Below are 15,133 nucleotides of genomic sequence, written 5' to 3' on the forward strand. Positions count from 1 at the left end.
TCCACCAGCTGCCCGGCCACGGCGTCCCGTCCGACGATGCCAACGATTCCGCACACAATATGATCTTCCAGATGGAATCTACCTACCAGCCTTTTGACATGATCTCTGATTGGCCAACAAGGAAAATTTTCGTTTAGTAGTTGGTTAACGTTAGTTTTATTGGATGAAATTGTGGATTTGGCAGTGGGCGGTGCCCGTGATGATCTGGGGCAGGAATGTGGAAGCATGCTGCTAGACACGCAGGTAGTCGATCTTGTACTGCGCCGGCAGGAACGAGATGGTGCTGCTGAGATAGACTGGAAGGTCGCCACTGACGGGAGAGATCGGCGATGAAGTACATCGGCTCCCAGCTCGACTCATAGGAGGCCTTTCCGCAAGATGGGTGGCAATCGCTATTTCGAACGAGCGGGGAGCCGGGTTTGTCACGCGAGCTTAGGGCTCGCTGATCCACTTATATCTAGCGGAGCAGGGTGTTCTTCGCCAATATGCCTCATGCGAGGCGAACCGGCTCAGGGCGGTAGGCTCCATTTTTGGCGACGGCAGCAAATCCCGTCGAGCTCCGGCCACACACCGACCCCGCTGATCCGGCGCACCGTCGACCGGCCGGCGGACGAACCTTGATCTCTCAGACAGCTTTCAGGCGCTCGCCCTCCGGAACCAACCCGGTGGTAAGATAGCGCCACAGAGGGACCAGCAGCTTGCGCACGAGGGCAATCGCCGTGATTTTGCGGATGCGCCCACGCTCGTTTCCCACTCGCTCGACGAACCAGCGCGCGAGCCCGCTACTGGGCTGATTGCGCAGCTGCAACCAGGCCAGTTCGATCTAAGATAGGGATTGCCCCGGTTTGGTGGACACCAAAAACGCTTCCGCGTGAGGTGTTTTCCTGATGCTCAAGAGGCGTCCTACACACCCCGTTGAGTTCCGCCGGGAGATGGTCGAGCTGGTCCGTGCCGGCCGTGATCCGACTGACCTCGCTCACGTGTTCGAATCCGCGAGCCAAACCATCCAGAATTGGGGCGCGGAGGCTGACCGCATCGAGGGCCGCCGCGAGGTCAAGCCGCCGCCGGCCGATCCCGACCTGACGATGACCGAGCGCGATGAACTCGTTCGGCTGCGCCGCGAGAACCGGCAGTTGAAGCTGGAGCGCGACATCCTCTCCTGCGCAACGGCCTGGTTCGCGCGGGAGACCGGGATCCTGCCGTCGGGATCTTCCGGTTCTTGAGAGCCAACCAGGCCGACTTCCCGATCGCCGCCATGGCCCGTGTCCTCGGCGTGTCGAAGGCTGGGTACTACACCGGGGTCTTGCGCTTGGAACCGGTACTCGATGCCCTGGAGATGGCCGTCACGCAGCGCCAACCGTGCGACGTAATCCATCATTCGGATCAAGGCTCGCAGTACACGTCACGTCCCTGGCCTTCGGAAGTCGGTGCCGAGAAGCGGGCGTGCGCCCGTCGATGGGGTCGGTTGGCGATACCTACGACAATGCCATGGCGGAGAGCTTCTTCGCCACCCTCGAATGCGAGTTGCTCGCCCACCGCCGTTTTCGCTAGCAGGCGGAGGCTCGGATGGCCTGCCTCAGCGACATCGAGGGCTTCTACAATCCCCTGCGCCGCCACGCGGCGCTCGGCGACCGCTCGCCGGTCGTCTACGAGCAGGAGACCGCGTCAGAACTGCCGACCGACATCCTGATCAGCCAAGTCCCCTGACCGTCCACAAAAACGGGGCAATCCTAGTGTTGAAACAGGGGCTAAATGTGCACTCCCGCGGTGTGGTGGCAGTACGCTCTGATGAAGATCATGAAAGCCTGCGCCAAGGAGACGCCGCAGGAGGCAGCCCTAATCCTGATGGACGATGGCCGTCGTGTCTGGGCAAGGAACCTGATGCGGAGCAACCTGGGCAGCATGTGCGAGGACGCCTTCTCGAAGCTGTCAACGAGTTCCGAGCGCCACGAGCGTCGATGATGCTCAAGCGGCAGGATAGAACGCTACCAACGTCCGGCTCACCGTTCAAGGATGCCAGCATGCGTGCCGTGTCATCGCGGCATCGCGAAGCCCTGCGCCCTTTCTGAACATCGATCTAAGCACCCGTTAGGGAGCATTCACAATCGATCTGCCAATTGCTCCCACTTGCAATTTCCTAAAGCTCCCGAGCTCGTTAGCCCGCAAAGGAGAGAGGCGGGACAGCATGAGCACGGAAGATCACCAGAAGCCGAAACGGCGCAACGGCTTGCTCGACGGGCCTCACGGCGAGCTGAGCGCGACGGACGTGAGCCCCTCTTTGCCCGAGTTTGTTCGCGATCATCTCGGACGTCAGCTTCAAGCCGTGTACGGCTCTCTCAAGGCAGAGGAGCAGCCACAGCGGCTTCTCGATCTGATCGCGCAGCTCGACGTCGCGCTCGCCCGTCAGAGCTCTCAGGCGGCATCCGTGTTTCGACAGGAGCTGCTTGCTGCCCTGCCCGGCCTACGTGGCTTTGCGCTGTCGCTCGTGGTGAACGCCACCCGCGCCGATGACCTCGTGCAGGAGACGCTGCTGAAGGCATGGAAGAGCCAGGATCGGTTCGAGCCAGGCAGCAACCTCATGGCGTGGCTCTGCACCATCCTGCGCAATCAGTTCTACACCGAGTGCCGCAGGGCCAAGCGCGAGGTTGAGGATGCCGATGGTACCGCGGCCGCACAGCTCATCGTGCTACCTTCGCAGGAACACGGGATCGAACTGCAGAAGGTTTGGGCCATCCTTGCCAAGCTGCCACCAGCACAACGTGAGGCCCTGCTGCTCGTGGCAGGTCAAGGCATGACCTACGAAGCGGCAGCCACCCTCCTGGGTACGCAAACCGGCACTATGAAGAGCCGGGTGAGCCGAGCACGGGCGTTCTTGGCAGAGACGCTTAAGGCATCCGATGACCGTACCCCTGCCTGAAGGGCAACTGCGCACACCCTTGTTGCAACTTTTGGCCGCTTGCCCACGTAGAGGGCGCTATAGCTCAGCGAGTAACATACAGCATCGTCGATCAGTCAGATGGGCGCTTCGATCTGCTTGTGCTCCTCGGTGCGCGCGTACTGCATGCGCGAACCGGGTTTATGACGCTGAGCGAGGTTGAAGACGAGGTGGAGTTCCTGCGGGACTTGATGACAGCCTGCGGAGCCCCCGTCGTTCGTGAGGTCAGTTTAGACCTCCTTGATCCTGATTAGGCGGCCGAGTGCGCATTGGGGACGTTCTCGGCCGCCACCGGCTCGAAGGCTCTGGGGGCAGATGATCAAACCGGCGTGCAGGGATGTATCAGACGGAAGCCAATGTGGCTTCAACCCTTCTTCTTGTACGCCTGGATTGCGTTCTGGCAGCCGGGCGACAGCTTGGACATGTTCTTCTGAAAACACGCTTGCGTCTCAGGGCCATCCTCAGGCGGCAGGCCAGCGCAGAAGGTAGTGAAGTCGCCGGCACACTGCTGGTGCAGAGCTGCCTTATCATCATCCGACAACGGAGCAGCCAAGGCTGCGCTCGCTGCTGCGGCCGCGATCATGAAGCCTAACCCAAAACGTACCACCATGATCTGCTCCAAGGACGCCCAACCAATCCGGGACAGGGGCAAGAACGTCGGTGCAGGCTCGACCGTTGCGTTGAATTCGTCAGTCAGACAGGTTCGCGGAAATTGAGACCGGACTTCCGCTGTTCTGCGTTTATAACAAGCCCTCAAAGCTTCATTGGGCAGGTGAGTTGTCGCTTCTCACGGCGCCCAAATGTTCTATAATGAAACTCACCAGACGCCATTTCTCGTTGTTCGACGGCCCGACGAACATCCGCATTGCAACGCAGGTACTCGTCTTCGTCGAACGCAGCCTCAGGCTCCTGCTCGGACCCACGATTACGCTTCCGTCCCCGGTCATTATTGTCGTACCCGCGACTGGGATGGCGATCCCGATCTTCATCGTATCTGCGACGCCGCTCGTTACCTTGGCCATTGTCGTAGCTGCGGCCGCGTTCACGTGGCCCATCATCATCGTCATCGTCATCGTACCCGCCATCGCGCTCGCCATAGCTTCGACTGCCATAACTACGCTCGTCGCGGTCGTAGTCACGCCCCACTCGCTGAGCTGAGGCCGAGCTTAGCGCGCCCAAAAAACTCAGCCCTACGAGCGCTGTAACCCACAGTCTCCTCATACCAAGTTCCTCCCGTAGCAGTGTCAGACGTGTCGAGTACCCAGCATTCGATGGCCAAGCCGTGAGCCTGAGCGTATCAGCTTGGACATCATTCCAATTCGCTTCTGCGGTTCAGGTGCGCTGCTCGTCAGCCGCAAGTGCGGCGATAGCGTCGGCAGTTGCCTTGGCCTTCCTCACCGTAGCGGTCCTTGTTCTCGCAAGCGTCGCGAAGCTCTCGGCACACTCTGCGGTAGCGGCGCTCCTCGCGATCTTCACGGTAGCCACGCCCATCATCGATCTCCACGCCGCCGGGACCGAACCGGAAGCCCTGCGCAAAGCTGGGAGCCTCCTGGAGGATCAGCCCGCCCATGGCGGCAGTCACGAGCAACACCTTACGCATTGGAGCCTCCGATTTTTCGACCAACGAAGTGGGAGGGCAAACGCATGGCCACCGAAAAGGGTTCGTTCCGGTTCGCGACATCCTCGTGATGGTAGAGCCTATCCGCGCGGTCGTAATTGGACGTCAGTCCGAGCTGACACCCACCATCCTTCCATCATGCCATTGAGCCGTTAACGATGCTGTTGTTATCTTTGTAAAGAAAGCGGTCGTTTAGTCAACAAAACTGACGGCAAGGGACCTGGCAAGGACTAGCGCTTTCTGCTGCTCTACACCGTTCAGAACACCATCAGAGCTAGTGATGTACCATGGAGCGAAACGACCTGAGCAAGGCAGCTGGATTGCAGCTTACCTCCATCAGTCGCGTTCTTAGCCCGCTGTCATAGCTGCGCGTACTTTCAGCCTGAGAGACTTGACAGGGCTGTTAATCAGACTGCGCATAGCGTCCGTGCGTCGCTCGAAGGCCAAGTAAAACAGGACCGCAACGGCATACGACGTAAAAAGACATCCTATATAGATGGCGATTACGCCTACGGATGGTGCCGTCTGTAGTGTTGCGCCCATAGCTTTTTGCATGAGGGCCGCAACAAAAACACAGACGGGATAGTGCGTGAGGAACACAGAGTAGCTGAACTCCGCCAGCACGCGATGGACGCGAGCGCCGGGCAGCGCCGTGACGCGTCGGGCTGCGATGCTCAGCACAAGAAGAGCGATGCTGAGGGACAACACGGCATCGCCCAGCAAGGCTCGCCACGCGAATGCGTGGGGTGCAACCGCACTCGGTCGATGGAGTGGGTGCGTGATAATCAGCGTGGCCGCAAAGATCAAGAGTGCGGCCGGGATCGTCAGGGTAGGCACGCCGCGGTGGATCAGCAGACAGGTTGCCATCCCAGCAAGCCACGGAATGCCAAGGATCAGCGTACCGGCAGGGAGCATAGAAAAGATCGCGAGCAACGCGGCAACGCCCAAGAGCTGCACGATGGCCTTTCGATGAGCGCACGCCACGGACGCTCCGAACAGGCAGTAGTACCACCATTCGTTGGCTAGCGACCAAAGGGGGCCATTGGATCCAAAGCGCTCGGCTGTGACGCCGTACAGCATGACGAGATTGCTCAGGAACGTCGCTACGGTCAGTGATGTGGCCTCGACAGCGGGAAAGTGGAACCAGCTATTCGTTGCTCCAGCAACCTGCGCATAGAAGGGTGACTCAGACAGGAACAGCAGGCCCGCTTGATCGAGCGCCCATGTCAGGACCAGAGCAGGGATGAAGGCCACGTAGATGCGTGAGAAGCGGCGGATGCCATAGTCCAGAAGGCTGAAGGGCTTCTCGCCCCACCGTGCGAGGGGAAGACCGCCGACAAGGAAGCCGCTGACGAAGAGGAACAAAACCACCCGTTCGTGGCCAAGGGCGGTGATGCCGTAGAAGACTTTCTCGATCAGCCCTGGCGCTTGCAATCTTTCATAACCAGCGAAGACGAGTTGCCGTGCGTGGTGGGTGACTACTAAGAGAGCACAAGACCATCTGATAAGATCGAAGGTGCTTGAAAGGCCGCTCTTGTGCATTGTGAGTCCTGGGCCGGCGAGCGACTTGCAAAAGGCCACCATCCTCAGTGATAGGGCAGCACGTTAACCATTTTGGTTTTAAGTAGCAAGATCTGGACCAGTTGCCTAGTGCTCTGTTGGAGAACTCATTCGCCTTAATAATAAACGGCAACTCCGTTCTAGCCGGGATGCGAGGAAGCGTTGCAAATTCTTCCAACGGTTCGGAGCAAATCCGCCGAAACAATTGATTGTCGGGCGGGTACTGTGTGTAGCAAGCTCAGCGACTTCCAAGTAGCATTTACTACCTCAGGGCAAGTGATTTCCACACAGAGTTTCCTGGCTTATTTTAGCGTCAGGTTTACGGCCGAATTCCGGCAGTCGGACGTTATGCGCTCAGCGCATCTGGCTCGGAGCCTCAGATGCGAGCCCAGGCAGGAAGGTGCCGCAGACAGCTTAAAGCAAAAGCGCTCACGACCCCGAGCGTACAGCCGACGGCTTTGACGGCGAAGTCAGTCACTCGAGCATGGCGAGAGGGATCAAGCATCTGGGACGCCTCTAAGAGTCCAGCCGCGGCAATCGTGAATGCGAGAACTTGCCAGCGGTGCCTTGGATACCCTACCGCGAAAACGAACCCGAGCAGCGCGAATGCACCAATTCGCTCGAGGGATACAGGCATACCCTCCGGATGGGGGCGATCTGTGATGGGGCAAACCGTAATGAAGACCAAGACGGCAAAAAGCAGCCAGCCTAGAATACGTGCTAATTTGGACATCGTGCCTGAATGAATGGATGCGTGCGCGGTGATGACGAAGAAGAAGTCGCGCGCTTCAATCCTGTGCTTATGCCACTGCCCATGATGTGGGGCTAGAGGCCAGTTTGCGGCACCTGAAAGCCCTCGGTGACGACACTGCCCGTTAGAGGGGCACTCGCGCACAGTGTCGTCAGAGGCTCTGTTGTCCTCCCAGGCCCATGAGCTTGTGACCGGACGTGTTTACCGAACGTTTGCGACGGAGCACGTTCTAGATCTTGCAGGAAGCCCGAGGGCGGCCGAAAGCCATTTTAAGCACCAACGCGGCCTCAATCGCTGGCTTCAGCAGCCCTGGTATATGCTGCCCATCATGGTTTTCATCTTCCGATCCCGTTCCTCGTCATGCGCTGCGTTGGCCTTCAAGGTCTTATCTTCTGCCGCTTGGTTCGCCTTCGCGGCAGCCACAGGGTCAAACTCAGGCGTATTAGCTAGCGTGGACGAAGGCGTTGGCTGCCGGCGCGCTGGGGCGGCAGCCACGAGGACGATGAGGGCTAGCAGAGCTGTCATCGAGCGGAACATCGGCACGCCTTTCGGTCTGCTGGGATTAAGAGCGCCTAACAGAACCGTTTGATCTGGTTGAAGGTGATGACACTGGCTGCGAGGCTGGTGAAGGCCTCGTAGATGTCGGCGCGTTGCTCGTAGCGGACGGGCAGGCGACGGAAGCGGTTGAACCAGGCGTGGGTGCGCTCCACGACCCAACGGTGGCGGCCGAGCTTCTCGCTGCTCTCGACACCGCGTCGGGCGATGCACGGCACGATCCCGCGCGCCCGGCATTTGTGCCGACGCTGTCTGGCATCGTAAGCTTTGTCGGCGTGCAGCTTGTCCGGGCGGCGTCGCGGTCGTCCTCGTCGACCACTCCGCAGAGACGGGATGGCATCAAGAGTTGCCGCCATCATGACGCCGTCGTGCCGGTTGGCCTCGCTCAGGCAGAAGCCGAGCGGGGTGCCGCGCGCGTCAGTGACGAGGTGACGTTTCGTACCCGGCTTGCCGCGATCCGTCGGGTTCGGGCCGGTGGCAGGCCCCCTTTATGGATGGCCCGCCCCTCACCGGGCTGCGCTGCTAGATTTGCAGTGTGGCTCACACGAGAGATGGAGCGGACCGATGGCCATCGCGATACTCGGGATCGATCTGGGCAAGAACAGCTGCAGTGTGGTCGGGCAGGATGCGACCGGTCGGGTCGTCTTGCGACGCCGGATGCGGCGCGAGACGGTGATGACCTTCGGTGCGACGCTTCCGGCCTGCATCGTCGCCATGGAAGCGTGCTGTGGCGCGCATCACATGGGCCGGGCGCTCGCCGCTCAAGGTCACACCATCCGGCTGATGTCGCCGGAATATGTGCGGCCCTACGTCAAAGCGAGAGATGAACGACGACCGCGACGCCGAAGCGATCGCGGAGGCTGCGACCCGTCCGACCATGCGGTTCGTGGCATTGAAGTCAAAAGCGCAGCTCGAAATGCAGACCCTGCACCGGGTGCGGGACCAGCTCGTGGGCGAACGCACGGCCTTGATGAACCAGATCCGCGCCGTCCTTCTGGAGCGTGGCCACATCGTCCCACAGGGACGCGCCAAGCTCGCCGCCAGCTTGGAAAGTCTGCTCGATACCGAAGCGGTCTCTGACCTCACACCACGGATACGTAGCCTGGTGGCGGATGTACGTGAACGCTGGCAGTCCCTCGACGGACGCATTGCAGCCCTCGACGCAGAGTTCGCCGAACAGGCTCGGACTGACGAGAGCGCTCGCCGGCTCACCACCATCCCGGGCATCGGCGCCCTCAACGCGACGGCGCTGGTCGCGGCGATCGGCGATGTGGCGACCTGGGCGTGTCGCAAAGATTTTTGCCGCGGAAAATTATGCTCTCATATAAGGGTGCACCTCAGGCTACAGGGTCATCATCGGCCCCAACGAAGCCGATTAGCAGACGATGAATAGACGCTGTAACGTTCTGTTCGAAGAAGACTATTTCGACCGTTGAACGTTTGCGACACGCCCCACAATCTTACGGACAAGCCGGATTATGCCAGCGAATGTACTCTGCTAGACCGGTTTCGCTTCGCGGGCGTTGAGCTATGAGGATATGTGATCCTCCCCTGATTCCATGGACACCTCTGATACGCTCCTTGCGGGCGGGGAAGGTGTTTGATGACAAAGACGCGACGCGAGTTCGCCCCGGAGTTCAAACGCGAGGCGGTGGCGCTGCTAGAGAGCAGCGGCCGACCACAGATGCAGATCGCGGCTGAACTCGGGATCCAGCCCTCCATGCTGAGGCAGTGGCGCGTGGCGCGGGTGGGAGGCTCATCACCACCGCGGGCAGCAGGATCACCAGGAGCCGCGCCCGCGAGCCCGGTGGCTTCCCCCTCCGATCAGGCCGCTGAGATCGCCCGTCTGCGGCGTGAACTCGACCGGACGTGCATGGAGCGCGACGTCCTAAAATAAGCGATCGGCATCTTTGCGGAGATGCCCAAGTAACGTTGATGCCCAAGTCACGTTCGCTTTCATCGAGCAGCATACGAGCACCTGGCCGGTGCGTCTCATGTGCCGCGTGCTCGAAGTCTCTCCCAGCGGCTATGACGGCTGGCGGTCACGCCCCGAGAGCGCTCGGTCGGTGTCGAACCGTCAGCTCCTCGATGACGTCCGGCGTCTCTACGCCGGGCATCATAGGCGCTGTGGCTCACCTCGGGTACATGCGGCTCTGCGCGCGGACGGCCGAACGGTTAGCCGCGGGCGGGTGGAGCGCCTGATGCGCCAGCACGGTATCCGCGCTCTGGCAGGGCGTCGGTTCCGGCCGTGCACGACCGATAGCCACCACGACCTGCCGATTGCGCCCAACCTCCCCAAACAGCAGTTCTCGGCTGCGATGCTTAACACGGTCTGGCTCACCAATATCACCTACCTGCCCACCGGCGAGGGCTGGCTCTACTTGGCGGCCGTCCTCGATCTCGCCACCCGCAAGATCGTCGGCTGGTCCATGCGCGATCACATGCGGACCGAACTGACGTCGGCCGCTCTGATGATGGCCACCCAACGGCAGCGACCGGCCGCGGGGCTCATCTGTGACTCGGTTCGCGGCAGCCAATATGCCGCCGAAGCCTATCGTAAACAGCTAGCCAACATGAAGGCCACGCCATCCATGAGCCGAACCGGCTGTTGTTACGATAATGCCCCGATGGAGAGCTTCTTCCATACCCTCAAAGGCGAGCTCGTCCACCAGCGACGATGGACGACCTGGGACGAGGCCCGGCGCGACCTGTTCGCCTACATCGAGGGCTACTACAATCGGCAACGCATCCACTCGGCTCTCGGATACATCACCCCCGAGCAAGCCGAGCGGAACGCGAGCCAAACACCCTGTCCGTGAAATCGGGGGAGGATCATATGACTGCGACGGACATGTACCGCAGCAGAGACGCCGCGCAATGCCGTCGAGGAGTCGAGATGGGACTTAGACGTCCGATCTGCATCGCTTGGCTCGTGGGTGCACTCCTTTTGCAAGCCCAGGCGGCGGAAGCTGAAAGTGTCAGCCAGTCACAACTGATGCGTTCTGAGACCAACATCCAGGCTCCCAAGTCCGGCTACGTCCTTGTCCTGAACGAAATCTTCAGTAGGGCCGTGGACGAGAACCGCTTCGACAAGCGCAGCCAAACAGGTGCTTTTGACACGACGTTCTTCTGGGACGCGCGTACGCTGGCGACCAACAACGAGCTACAGTTTTATATCGATCGCGACATGACCTTGAAGGATGGCCTGAAGCCAGGTCTGAGCCCGTTCGGCCGTATCTCAAAGGATGGCGGCGTCACTATCACGGCACGACCTACACCCGAGATCCTGAAGGACAGGACCGGACAACCTTATATCTCGGGGCTGCTTACGACCTACCACTCGTTTGCGTTTACCTTCGGCTACGTGGAAATCCGAGCAAAGATCCCGAAGGGAGCAGGCCTCTGGCCCGCGCTCTGGCTGCTCCGTCGTGACAAGGGGAAGGTTGGTGAAATCGACATCATGGAGAACCTCGGCCAGAAGCCGGATTACCTGATGTCGAGCTTGCACTGGGACTCCGATGGGGATGGCGTTCCCGACCAGAAGGCTCTCTTAGTGCGGAGGAAGACGAACGACCTCTCGGCCGACTTCCAGACCTACGGTCTTGATTGGAATGAGCAGGACATCACGATTTACCTAAACGGGATGAAGCTTGGGAGTGCACCGACGCCGGAGCCTCTCAAGAAGCCCATGTACTTGCTGATGAACCTCGCCGTTGGTGGCTGGGCAGGCAAGCCCGATCCGAGCGCCTTTCCGGCTGAGTTCGCAATAGATTACCTGCGTGTCTGGCAAGACCCTAAAGCGTTGCGGAACTACAAAGGTGCTGAGCTTGCCGCTGGCGGTGCTTTACCACACAAATAAAAGGGGCATAGCGCAAAGTTTCGTGCATAGGAAATTAGGGCTTGATGGAGTGGACGGCCCCCGCTACGGCATCGCTGTGCCAAGATGAGGTCGTTGATCTCATCGACAGGAGCCGTCCATGCCACAGGTTGGCACCATCGGCCTTGATCTGGCGAAGAACGTCTTCTGAGTCCACGGCATCGATGCGCAGGGCAAGGTCCTCGTGCGTCGGCCGTTGCGCTGGGCTGAGGTCCTGCCCTTCTTCGCTAAGCTCTCTCCCTGCTTGGTCGGCATGGAACCCTGCGCGACCGCGCATCACTGGGGGTGCGAGCTGACGAAGTTCGGCCATACCGTCAAGCTGATGCCGCCGGACTTCGTGAAGCGACAGCCAATTTTGGGAAGCTTACGGAATATACCAAAGGATCGATATCTATTGGGAGTGCGTTGGTAGGCGACATGTTTTCACCGGAGATACTTCGCATGCGCACACAGACCCTTGCCCTCGCTACCTCAATTGCCCTCGCCCTGACAGGGGCTGCCTTCGCGCAAACGCCTGCTGCCGGCGGAAGCACCGAAGGGAACATGAACAATCCGGGAAGTGTGAAAAGCAATTCCGAGAAGAGCATGGAAAGCACTCCCGGCCAGAGCGGAAAGATGCAGGGGTCCCCCAACGCGGCTGGCTTCAAGCGTGATGACGCGACCGGTTCGGCTGGTACCGCCGCCCCAATGGAGACCGCGCCTGCTGGCACGGTTGCGCCCGCACGCTGAGCCATCAGTGTTGAGCAAGAAAGGCCGGGCTTTGACCCGGCCTTTTTTGTGTCTCACGCCGCCTGTGTTCGCTGTGAGACGAGGTCTCGCACGATCGCCCAGGCGAGCACGTCAGACTTCGTTTCTGCGTCTGTGATCCGATCGGCAGGCGTCAGATCGCCAATCCGGTTGAGGTGCTCAATGGCCTGGAGCTTCACTGCAAGGCCCTCTGGACTTGAGGATCGCTCGGTTGCGATGGCATCGAGCACTCGATCGGACCATGCCCACAGCCTGTCCTCTTCGGCAGCCTCCGCTTCCCCGGTTTCACCGCCGGTTGCAGCGTAGTGGTCCAGGGCCTTGGCAAGCGCATCCAGTTCATGGCCCAGGGCGATTAGGTGCGTGTCGGCCATGTCAGCGTCCTCCGTTCGCGTGTTGCGGGCTTCCGCTCGGGTGATGGGCCGCTCTCGCTGGTCTATCTTCTGTCCCTTCGAAAACCCGTTTTTTACCATAGGAAGGCTGCTGACGCTTTCTGGTTAGATCTTGGGTTTCGGCCCCTCACGGAATTACGCCCACTCCCTGGGGCATCCTCACGCCGGGCAAGCCGCATCCAAGCAACCCTTCTGGCATCTACGATCGCGACCACGTTCGTTTGAGATTGGAAGCGGGATACCCGACGCTCGCGGATGGTGACGAGGCCCAGCGTCTGCGCTTGCCGTAGGGCATTGCGTACGGTCGACCGGGAGACACCCGCTACGGCAGCGATGTGGTCGAGGGCGAGCCGACAGTCTCCGCGCTTGGCGGCCTCGGCCGATACGACGGCCAACACCGCTTGTTCCGCCACATAGACTGCGACACGCCCTACAGTACGGCTTGCGACAAGCCCCTTGGGGTTAATGATGTCATCCGCAGGCAAATTTACCAAATGATAGCTACAATCGATTCCTGGAAAACCAGAAAAATTACAGATATATGGTAAATTTCCGCTTGTGATTGTGTCTGATCCTGATGTAGCCCTATGTGACAAGGATAAAAGTTCCTATAGGCGGCACAAATGACAAATCTTGTTGCAAGCCCGGGGTTTGAAACAGGGGGGTATGCTGAGTGGTCTGCGTCGATCCCGGCAGGTTCAGATGGAAATTACCAAATCTCTGGTTCTTACACTCATCAAGGAGCATATGGCTTCTGGGGATATAGTAATAAAAGTGAAGTTGGCCACTTAACGCAAAATATTGATACGATACCGGGTGTAACATACACTATAAGATTCTACGCAGACTCGTATAATCCAGCAAACAAGCTGATATTTGAATTTGCCAGCAATGCAGGTTTTGATCTCAGCCTGGATTCGGTATTTGGAAATCTCAAATTCTACACTTTTACTGCGGTTGCAACATCAGAGACAACTTTAATCGATTTCAACTTCTTCACAATTCCCGGCAGCGGTATGCTGTGCGTCGATGACGTTTCGGTTGTGACTACAGGAAATTCAAGTCCCTCAATAAATATCGGGGGCCCCTATGAAGTGAATGAGAGACAGGACTTCAACCTACGTGCGGAGGTATTCAACCCGGATGGAAATCTGGCATCGGTGGAGTGGGACCTAGACGGTGATGGGGAGTTCGACGACGCGCTTGGCGCAACCCCTACTCTGACGCCTGAAAAATTATCTACACTCAACCTGGACGATGGACCGTACACACGGACTATTAGTGCTAGAGCAACAGATAGTTTAGGCGCATCAAGCGTCAGCACTACTGCAGATGCGGGTGACAGCCTAACGTACTCGCTGGTCAACAATGCCGGTGGGCGCTTTGCCATCAACACCACGACCGGCGTGGTCACGGTGGCGGACGGCACGCTGCTCGACTACGAGACAGCCACCAGCCACCTCATCCGCGTGCGCGCCACCGACACGGGCGGGCTGTTCTCGGAGGCTGACGTCACGGTCAACCTCACCGATGTGGTCGAAGGCAGCACCAGCTACACCGGCACATCAGGCGCTGACACGTTCACGGCCACGAGTGCGGCCAACTGGATGCTGTCAGGGCTGGACGGCAACGACAGCCTCACAGGAGCCGGCGGCAATGACACGCTCGATGGTGGTCTGGGCACTGATACGCTCACGGGTGGAGCGGGCGACGACACCTTCCTGGTACGCGGCACGGAAGCTTCCGCTGACAGCCTGCAAGGCGGGGAGGGCGCGACTGACACCCTGAAGGTGGACGGCACGGCGGCCCTGACGCTGGCGGGCTTCGACACGCTCCTGAACGGCATCGAGGTCTGGGGGGGCAACAACAAGGCTGTGATCGGCACGGGTGCTGCCAACCGCTTCGACCTGTCAGGCCTGACCTCAGTCACAGGCCTGCCCTCGCTGGATGCCGGCGGCGGCAACGACACCGTGATCGGCTCCAGCTTCGCCGACAACCTGCTGGGCGGCGCGGGCGCAGACGCGCTGAGCGGCGGGGCTGGTAACGACACGCTCACGGGTGGCGCTGGCAACGACACGCTGGATGGTGGCGCCGGCACCGACACCATCGTGTTCTCGGGACTCCTCAGCAACTACTCGGTCGCGAGCCGGGCTGGCGGCGGCTACGTGGTGCAGGACCTACGCACGGGTTCACCCGACGGCACAGACGTCGTGCTCAACGCCGAGGTGCTGCGCTTCTCCGACACCACGCAGACCCTCCCGGCTGTGAACTCGACACCGGGTGCGATCAGCGACAGCAACGCGGCGGCCAATCAAGTGGCGGAGAACTCACCCGCCGGCACGCTGGTGGGTGTGACGGCGCTGGCCAGCGACCCGGATGCGGGCGACAGCCTGACGTATTCGCTAGTCAACAATGCCGGTGGGCGCTTTGCCATCAACACCACGACCGGCGTGGTCACGGTGGCGGACGGCACGCTGCTCGACTACGAGACAGCCACCAGCCACCTCATCCGCGTGCGCGCCACCGACACGGGCGGGCTGTTCTCGGAGGCTGACGTCACGGTCAACCTCACCGATGTGGTCGAAGGCAGCACCAGCTACACCGGCACATCAGGCGCTGACACGTTCACGGCCACGAGTGCGGCCAACTGGATGCTGTCAGGGCTGGACGGCAACGACAGCCTCACAGGAGCCGGCGGCAA

At 60.2% G+C, this 15,133-nt stretch carries 11 protein-coding genes and 4 pseudogenes; 9 read left to right on the top strand and 6 right to left on the bottom strand.

Annotation, left to right across the window (positions count from 1 at the left end):
- Window positions 1-625: 625 nt before the first annotated feature.
- Window positions 626-808 carry a hypothetical protein gene (locus tag CRT23_RS25880; protein WP_181017479.1) on the bottom strand — a complete coding sequence of 61 codons (183 nt, stop codon included), beginning with the start codon at window positions 806-808 and terminating at the stop codon, window positions 626-628.
- Window positions 809-887: 79 nt separating this feature from the next.
- On the opposite strand from CRT23_RS25880, the pseudogene CRT23_RS25885 reads away from it, so the two are divergent.
- A pseudogene (locus tag CRT23_RS25885) lies at window positions 888-1,707 on the top strand (integrase core domain-containing protein).
- A 478-nt stretch (window positions 1,708-2,185) separates the two neighbouring features.
- Entirely contained in the window at window positions 2,186-2,917 is a 732-nt protein-coding gene (locus tag CRT23_RS25895; RefSeq protein ID WP_103712415.1) for a sigma-70 family RNA polymerase sigma factor, read from the top strand.
- A 382-nt stretch (window positions 2,918-3,299) separates the two neighbouring features.
- Here the strand turns inward: CRT23_RS25895 and CRT23_RS25900 are convergent, their stop codons facing one another.
- On the bottom strand, window positions 3,300-3,545 hold the full coding sequence (locus tag CRT23_RS25900) for a hypothetical protein (RefSeq protein ID WP_103712424.1): 246 nt from the start codon (window positions 3,543-3,545) through the stop codon (window positions 3,300-3,302).
- Window positions 3,546-3,745: 200 nt separating this feature from the next.
- On the opposite strand from CRT23_RS25900, the gene CRT23_RS28745 reads away from it, so the two are divergent.
- Entirely contained in the window at window positions 3,746-4,093 is a 348-nt protein-coding gene (locus CRT23_RS28745) for a hypothetical protein (protein WP_245436596.1), read from the top strand.
- A gap of 190 nt (window positions 4,094-4,283) precedes the next feature.
- Here the strand turns inward: CRT23_RS28745 and CRT23_RS25910 are convergent, their stop codons facing one another.
- The 3 genes and pseudogenes from CRT23_RS25910 to CRT23_RS25925 all read right to left on the bottom strand — a co-directional run.
- Window positions 4,284-4,535 carry a hypothetical protein gene (locus CRT23_RS25910; protein ID WP_056381700.1) on the bottom strand — a complete coding sequence of 84 codons (252 nt, stop codon included), beginning with the start codon at window positions 4,533-4,535 and terminating at the stop codon, window positions 4,284-4,286.
- Window positions 4,536-4,901: 366 nt separating this feature from the next.
- Window positions 4,902-6,095: an acyltransferase gene (locus tag CRT23_RS25915; RefSeq protein WP_181017480.1), complete on the bottom strand. Its 1,194-nt coding sequence runs from the start codon at window positions 6,093-6,095 to the stop codon at window positions 4,902-4,904.
- A 1,341-nt stretch (window positions 6,096-7,436) separates the two neighbouring features.
- A pseudogene (locus CRT23_RS25925) lies at window positions 7,437-7,907 on the bottom strand (IS5 family transposase); the annotation flags it as partial.
- A gap of 76 nt (window positions 7,908-7,983) precedes the next feature.
- Between CRT23_RS25925 and CRT23_RS25930 the strand changes: the two are divergent.
- The 5 genes and pseudogenes from CRT23_RS25930 to CRT23_RS25950 all read left to right on the top strand — a co-directional run.
- Window positions 7,984-8,704, top strand: a pseudogene (locus CRT23_RS25930) (IS110 family transposase); the annotation flags it as partial.
- Window positions 8,705-9,022: 318 nt separating this feature from the next.
- A protein-coding gene (locus CRT23_RS25935) for an IS3 family transposase (RefSeq protein WP_103712419.1) occupies window positions 9,023-10,238 on the top strand; the annotation gives its coding sequence in 2 pieces (ribosomal slippage) (window positions 9,023-9,313 and window positions 9,315-10,238; 1,215 coding nt in all).
- Between the two features lie 17 nt (window positions 10,239-10,255).
- On the top strand, window positions 10,256-11,278 hold the full coding sequence (locus CRT23_RS25940; protein ID WP_103712420.1) for a glycoside hydrolase family 16 protein: 1,023 nt from the start codon (window positions 10,256-10,258) through the stop codon (window positions 11,276-11,278).
- Window positions 11,279-11,456: 178 nt separating this feature from the next.
- A pseudogene (locus CRT23_RS28905) lies at window positions 11,457-11,639 on the top strand (IS110 family transposase); the annotation flags it as partial.
- Between the two features lie 98 nt (window positions 11,640-11,737).
- Complete coding sequence (locus CRT23_RS25950) at window positions 11,738-12,025, top strand: hypothetical protein (RefSeq protein ID WP_103712421.1); 288 nt, start codon at window positions 11,738-11,740, stop codon at window positions 12,023-12,025.
- A 53-nt stretch (window positions 12,026-12,078) separates the two neighbouring features.
- On the opposite strand, the gene CRT23_RS25955 is transcribed toward CRT23_RS25950, so the two are convergent.
- The gene (locus tag CRT23_RS25955) at window positions 12,079-12,414 is read right to left on the bottom strand and encodes a hypothetical protein (protein WP_103712422.1); all 336 of its coding nucleotides are present in this window, start codon (window positions 12,412-12,414) and stop codon (window positions 12,079-12,081) included.
- 1,034 nt (window positions 12,415-13,448) lie between these two features.
- Between CRT23_RS25955 and CRT23_RS28170 the strand changes: the two genes are divergently transcribed.
- Window positions 13,449-15,133 (top strand): cadherin domain-containing protein (locus CRT23_RS28170; protein ID WP_245436598.1); only part of this gene is annotated, 1,685 nt, incomplete at its 3' end.

Source organism: Methylobacterium sp. V23 (assembly GCF_002917135.1).
Taxonomy (GTDB): domain Bacteria; phylum Pseudomonadota; class Alphaproteobacteria; order Rhizobiales; family Beijerinckiaceae; genus Methylobacterium.

Coding starts and splice junctions, on each gene's coding strand:
- CRT23_RS25900 (WP_103712424.1), bottom strand. CDS start 3,545: ATGGTGGTACGTTTTGGGTTAGGCTTCATGATCGCGGCCGCAGCAGCG.
- CRT23_RS25915 (WP_181017480.1), bottom strand. CDS start 6,095: ATGCACAAGAGCGGCCTTTCAAGCACCTTCGATCTTATCAGATGGTCT.
- CRT23_RS25895 (WP_103712415.1), top strand. CDS start 2,186: ATGAGCACGGAAGATCACCAGAAGCCGAAACGGCGCAACGGCTTGCTC.
- CRT23_RS25940 (WP_103712420.1), top strand. CDS start 10,256: ATGACTGCGACGGACATGTACCGCAGCAGAGACGCCGCGCAATGCCGT.
- CRT23_RS25910 (WP_056381700.1), bottom strand. CDS start 4,535: ATGCGTAAGGTGTTGCTCGTGACTGCCGCCATGGGCGGGCTGATCCTC.
- CRT23_RS28745 (WP_245436596.1), top strand. CDS start 3,746: ATGAAACTCACCAGACGCCATTTCTCGTTGTTCGACGGCCCGACGAAC.
- CRT23_RS25950 (WP_103712421.1), top strand. CDS start 11,738: ATGCGCACACAGACCCTTGCCCTCGCTACCTCAATTGCCCTCGCCCTG.
- CRT23_RS25955 (WP_103712422.1), bottom strand. CDS start 12,414: ATGGCCGACACGCACCTAATCGCCCTGGGCCATGAACTGGATGCGCTT.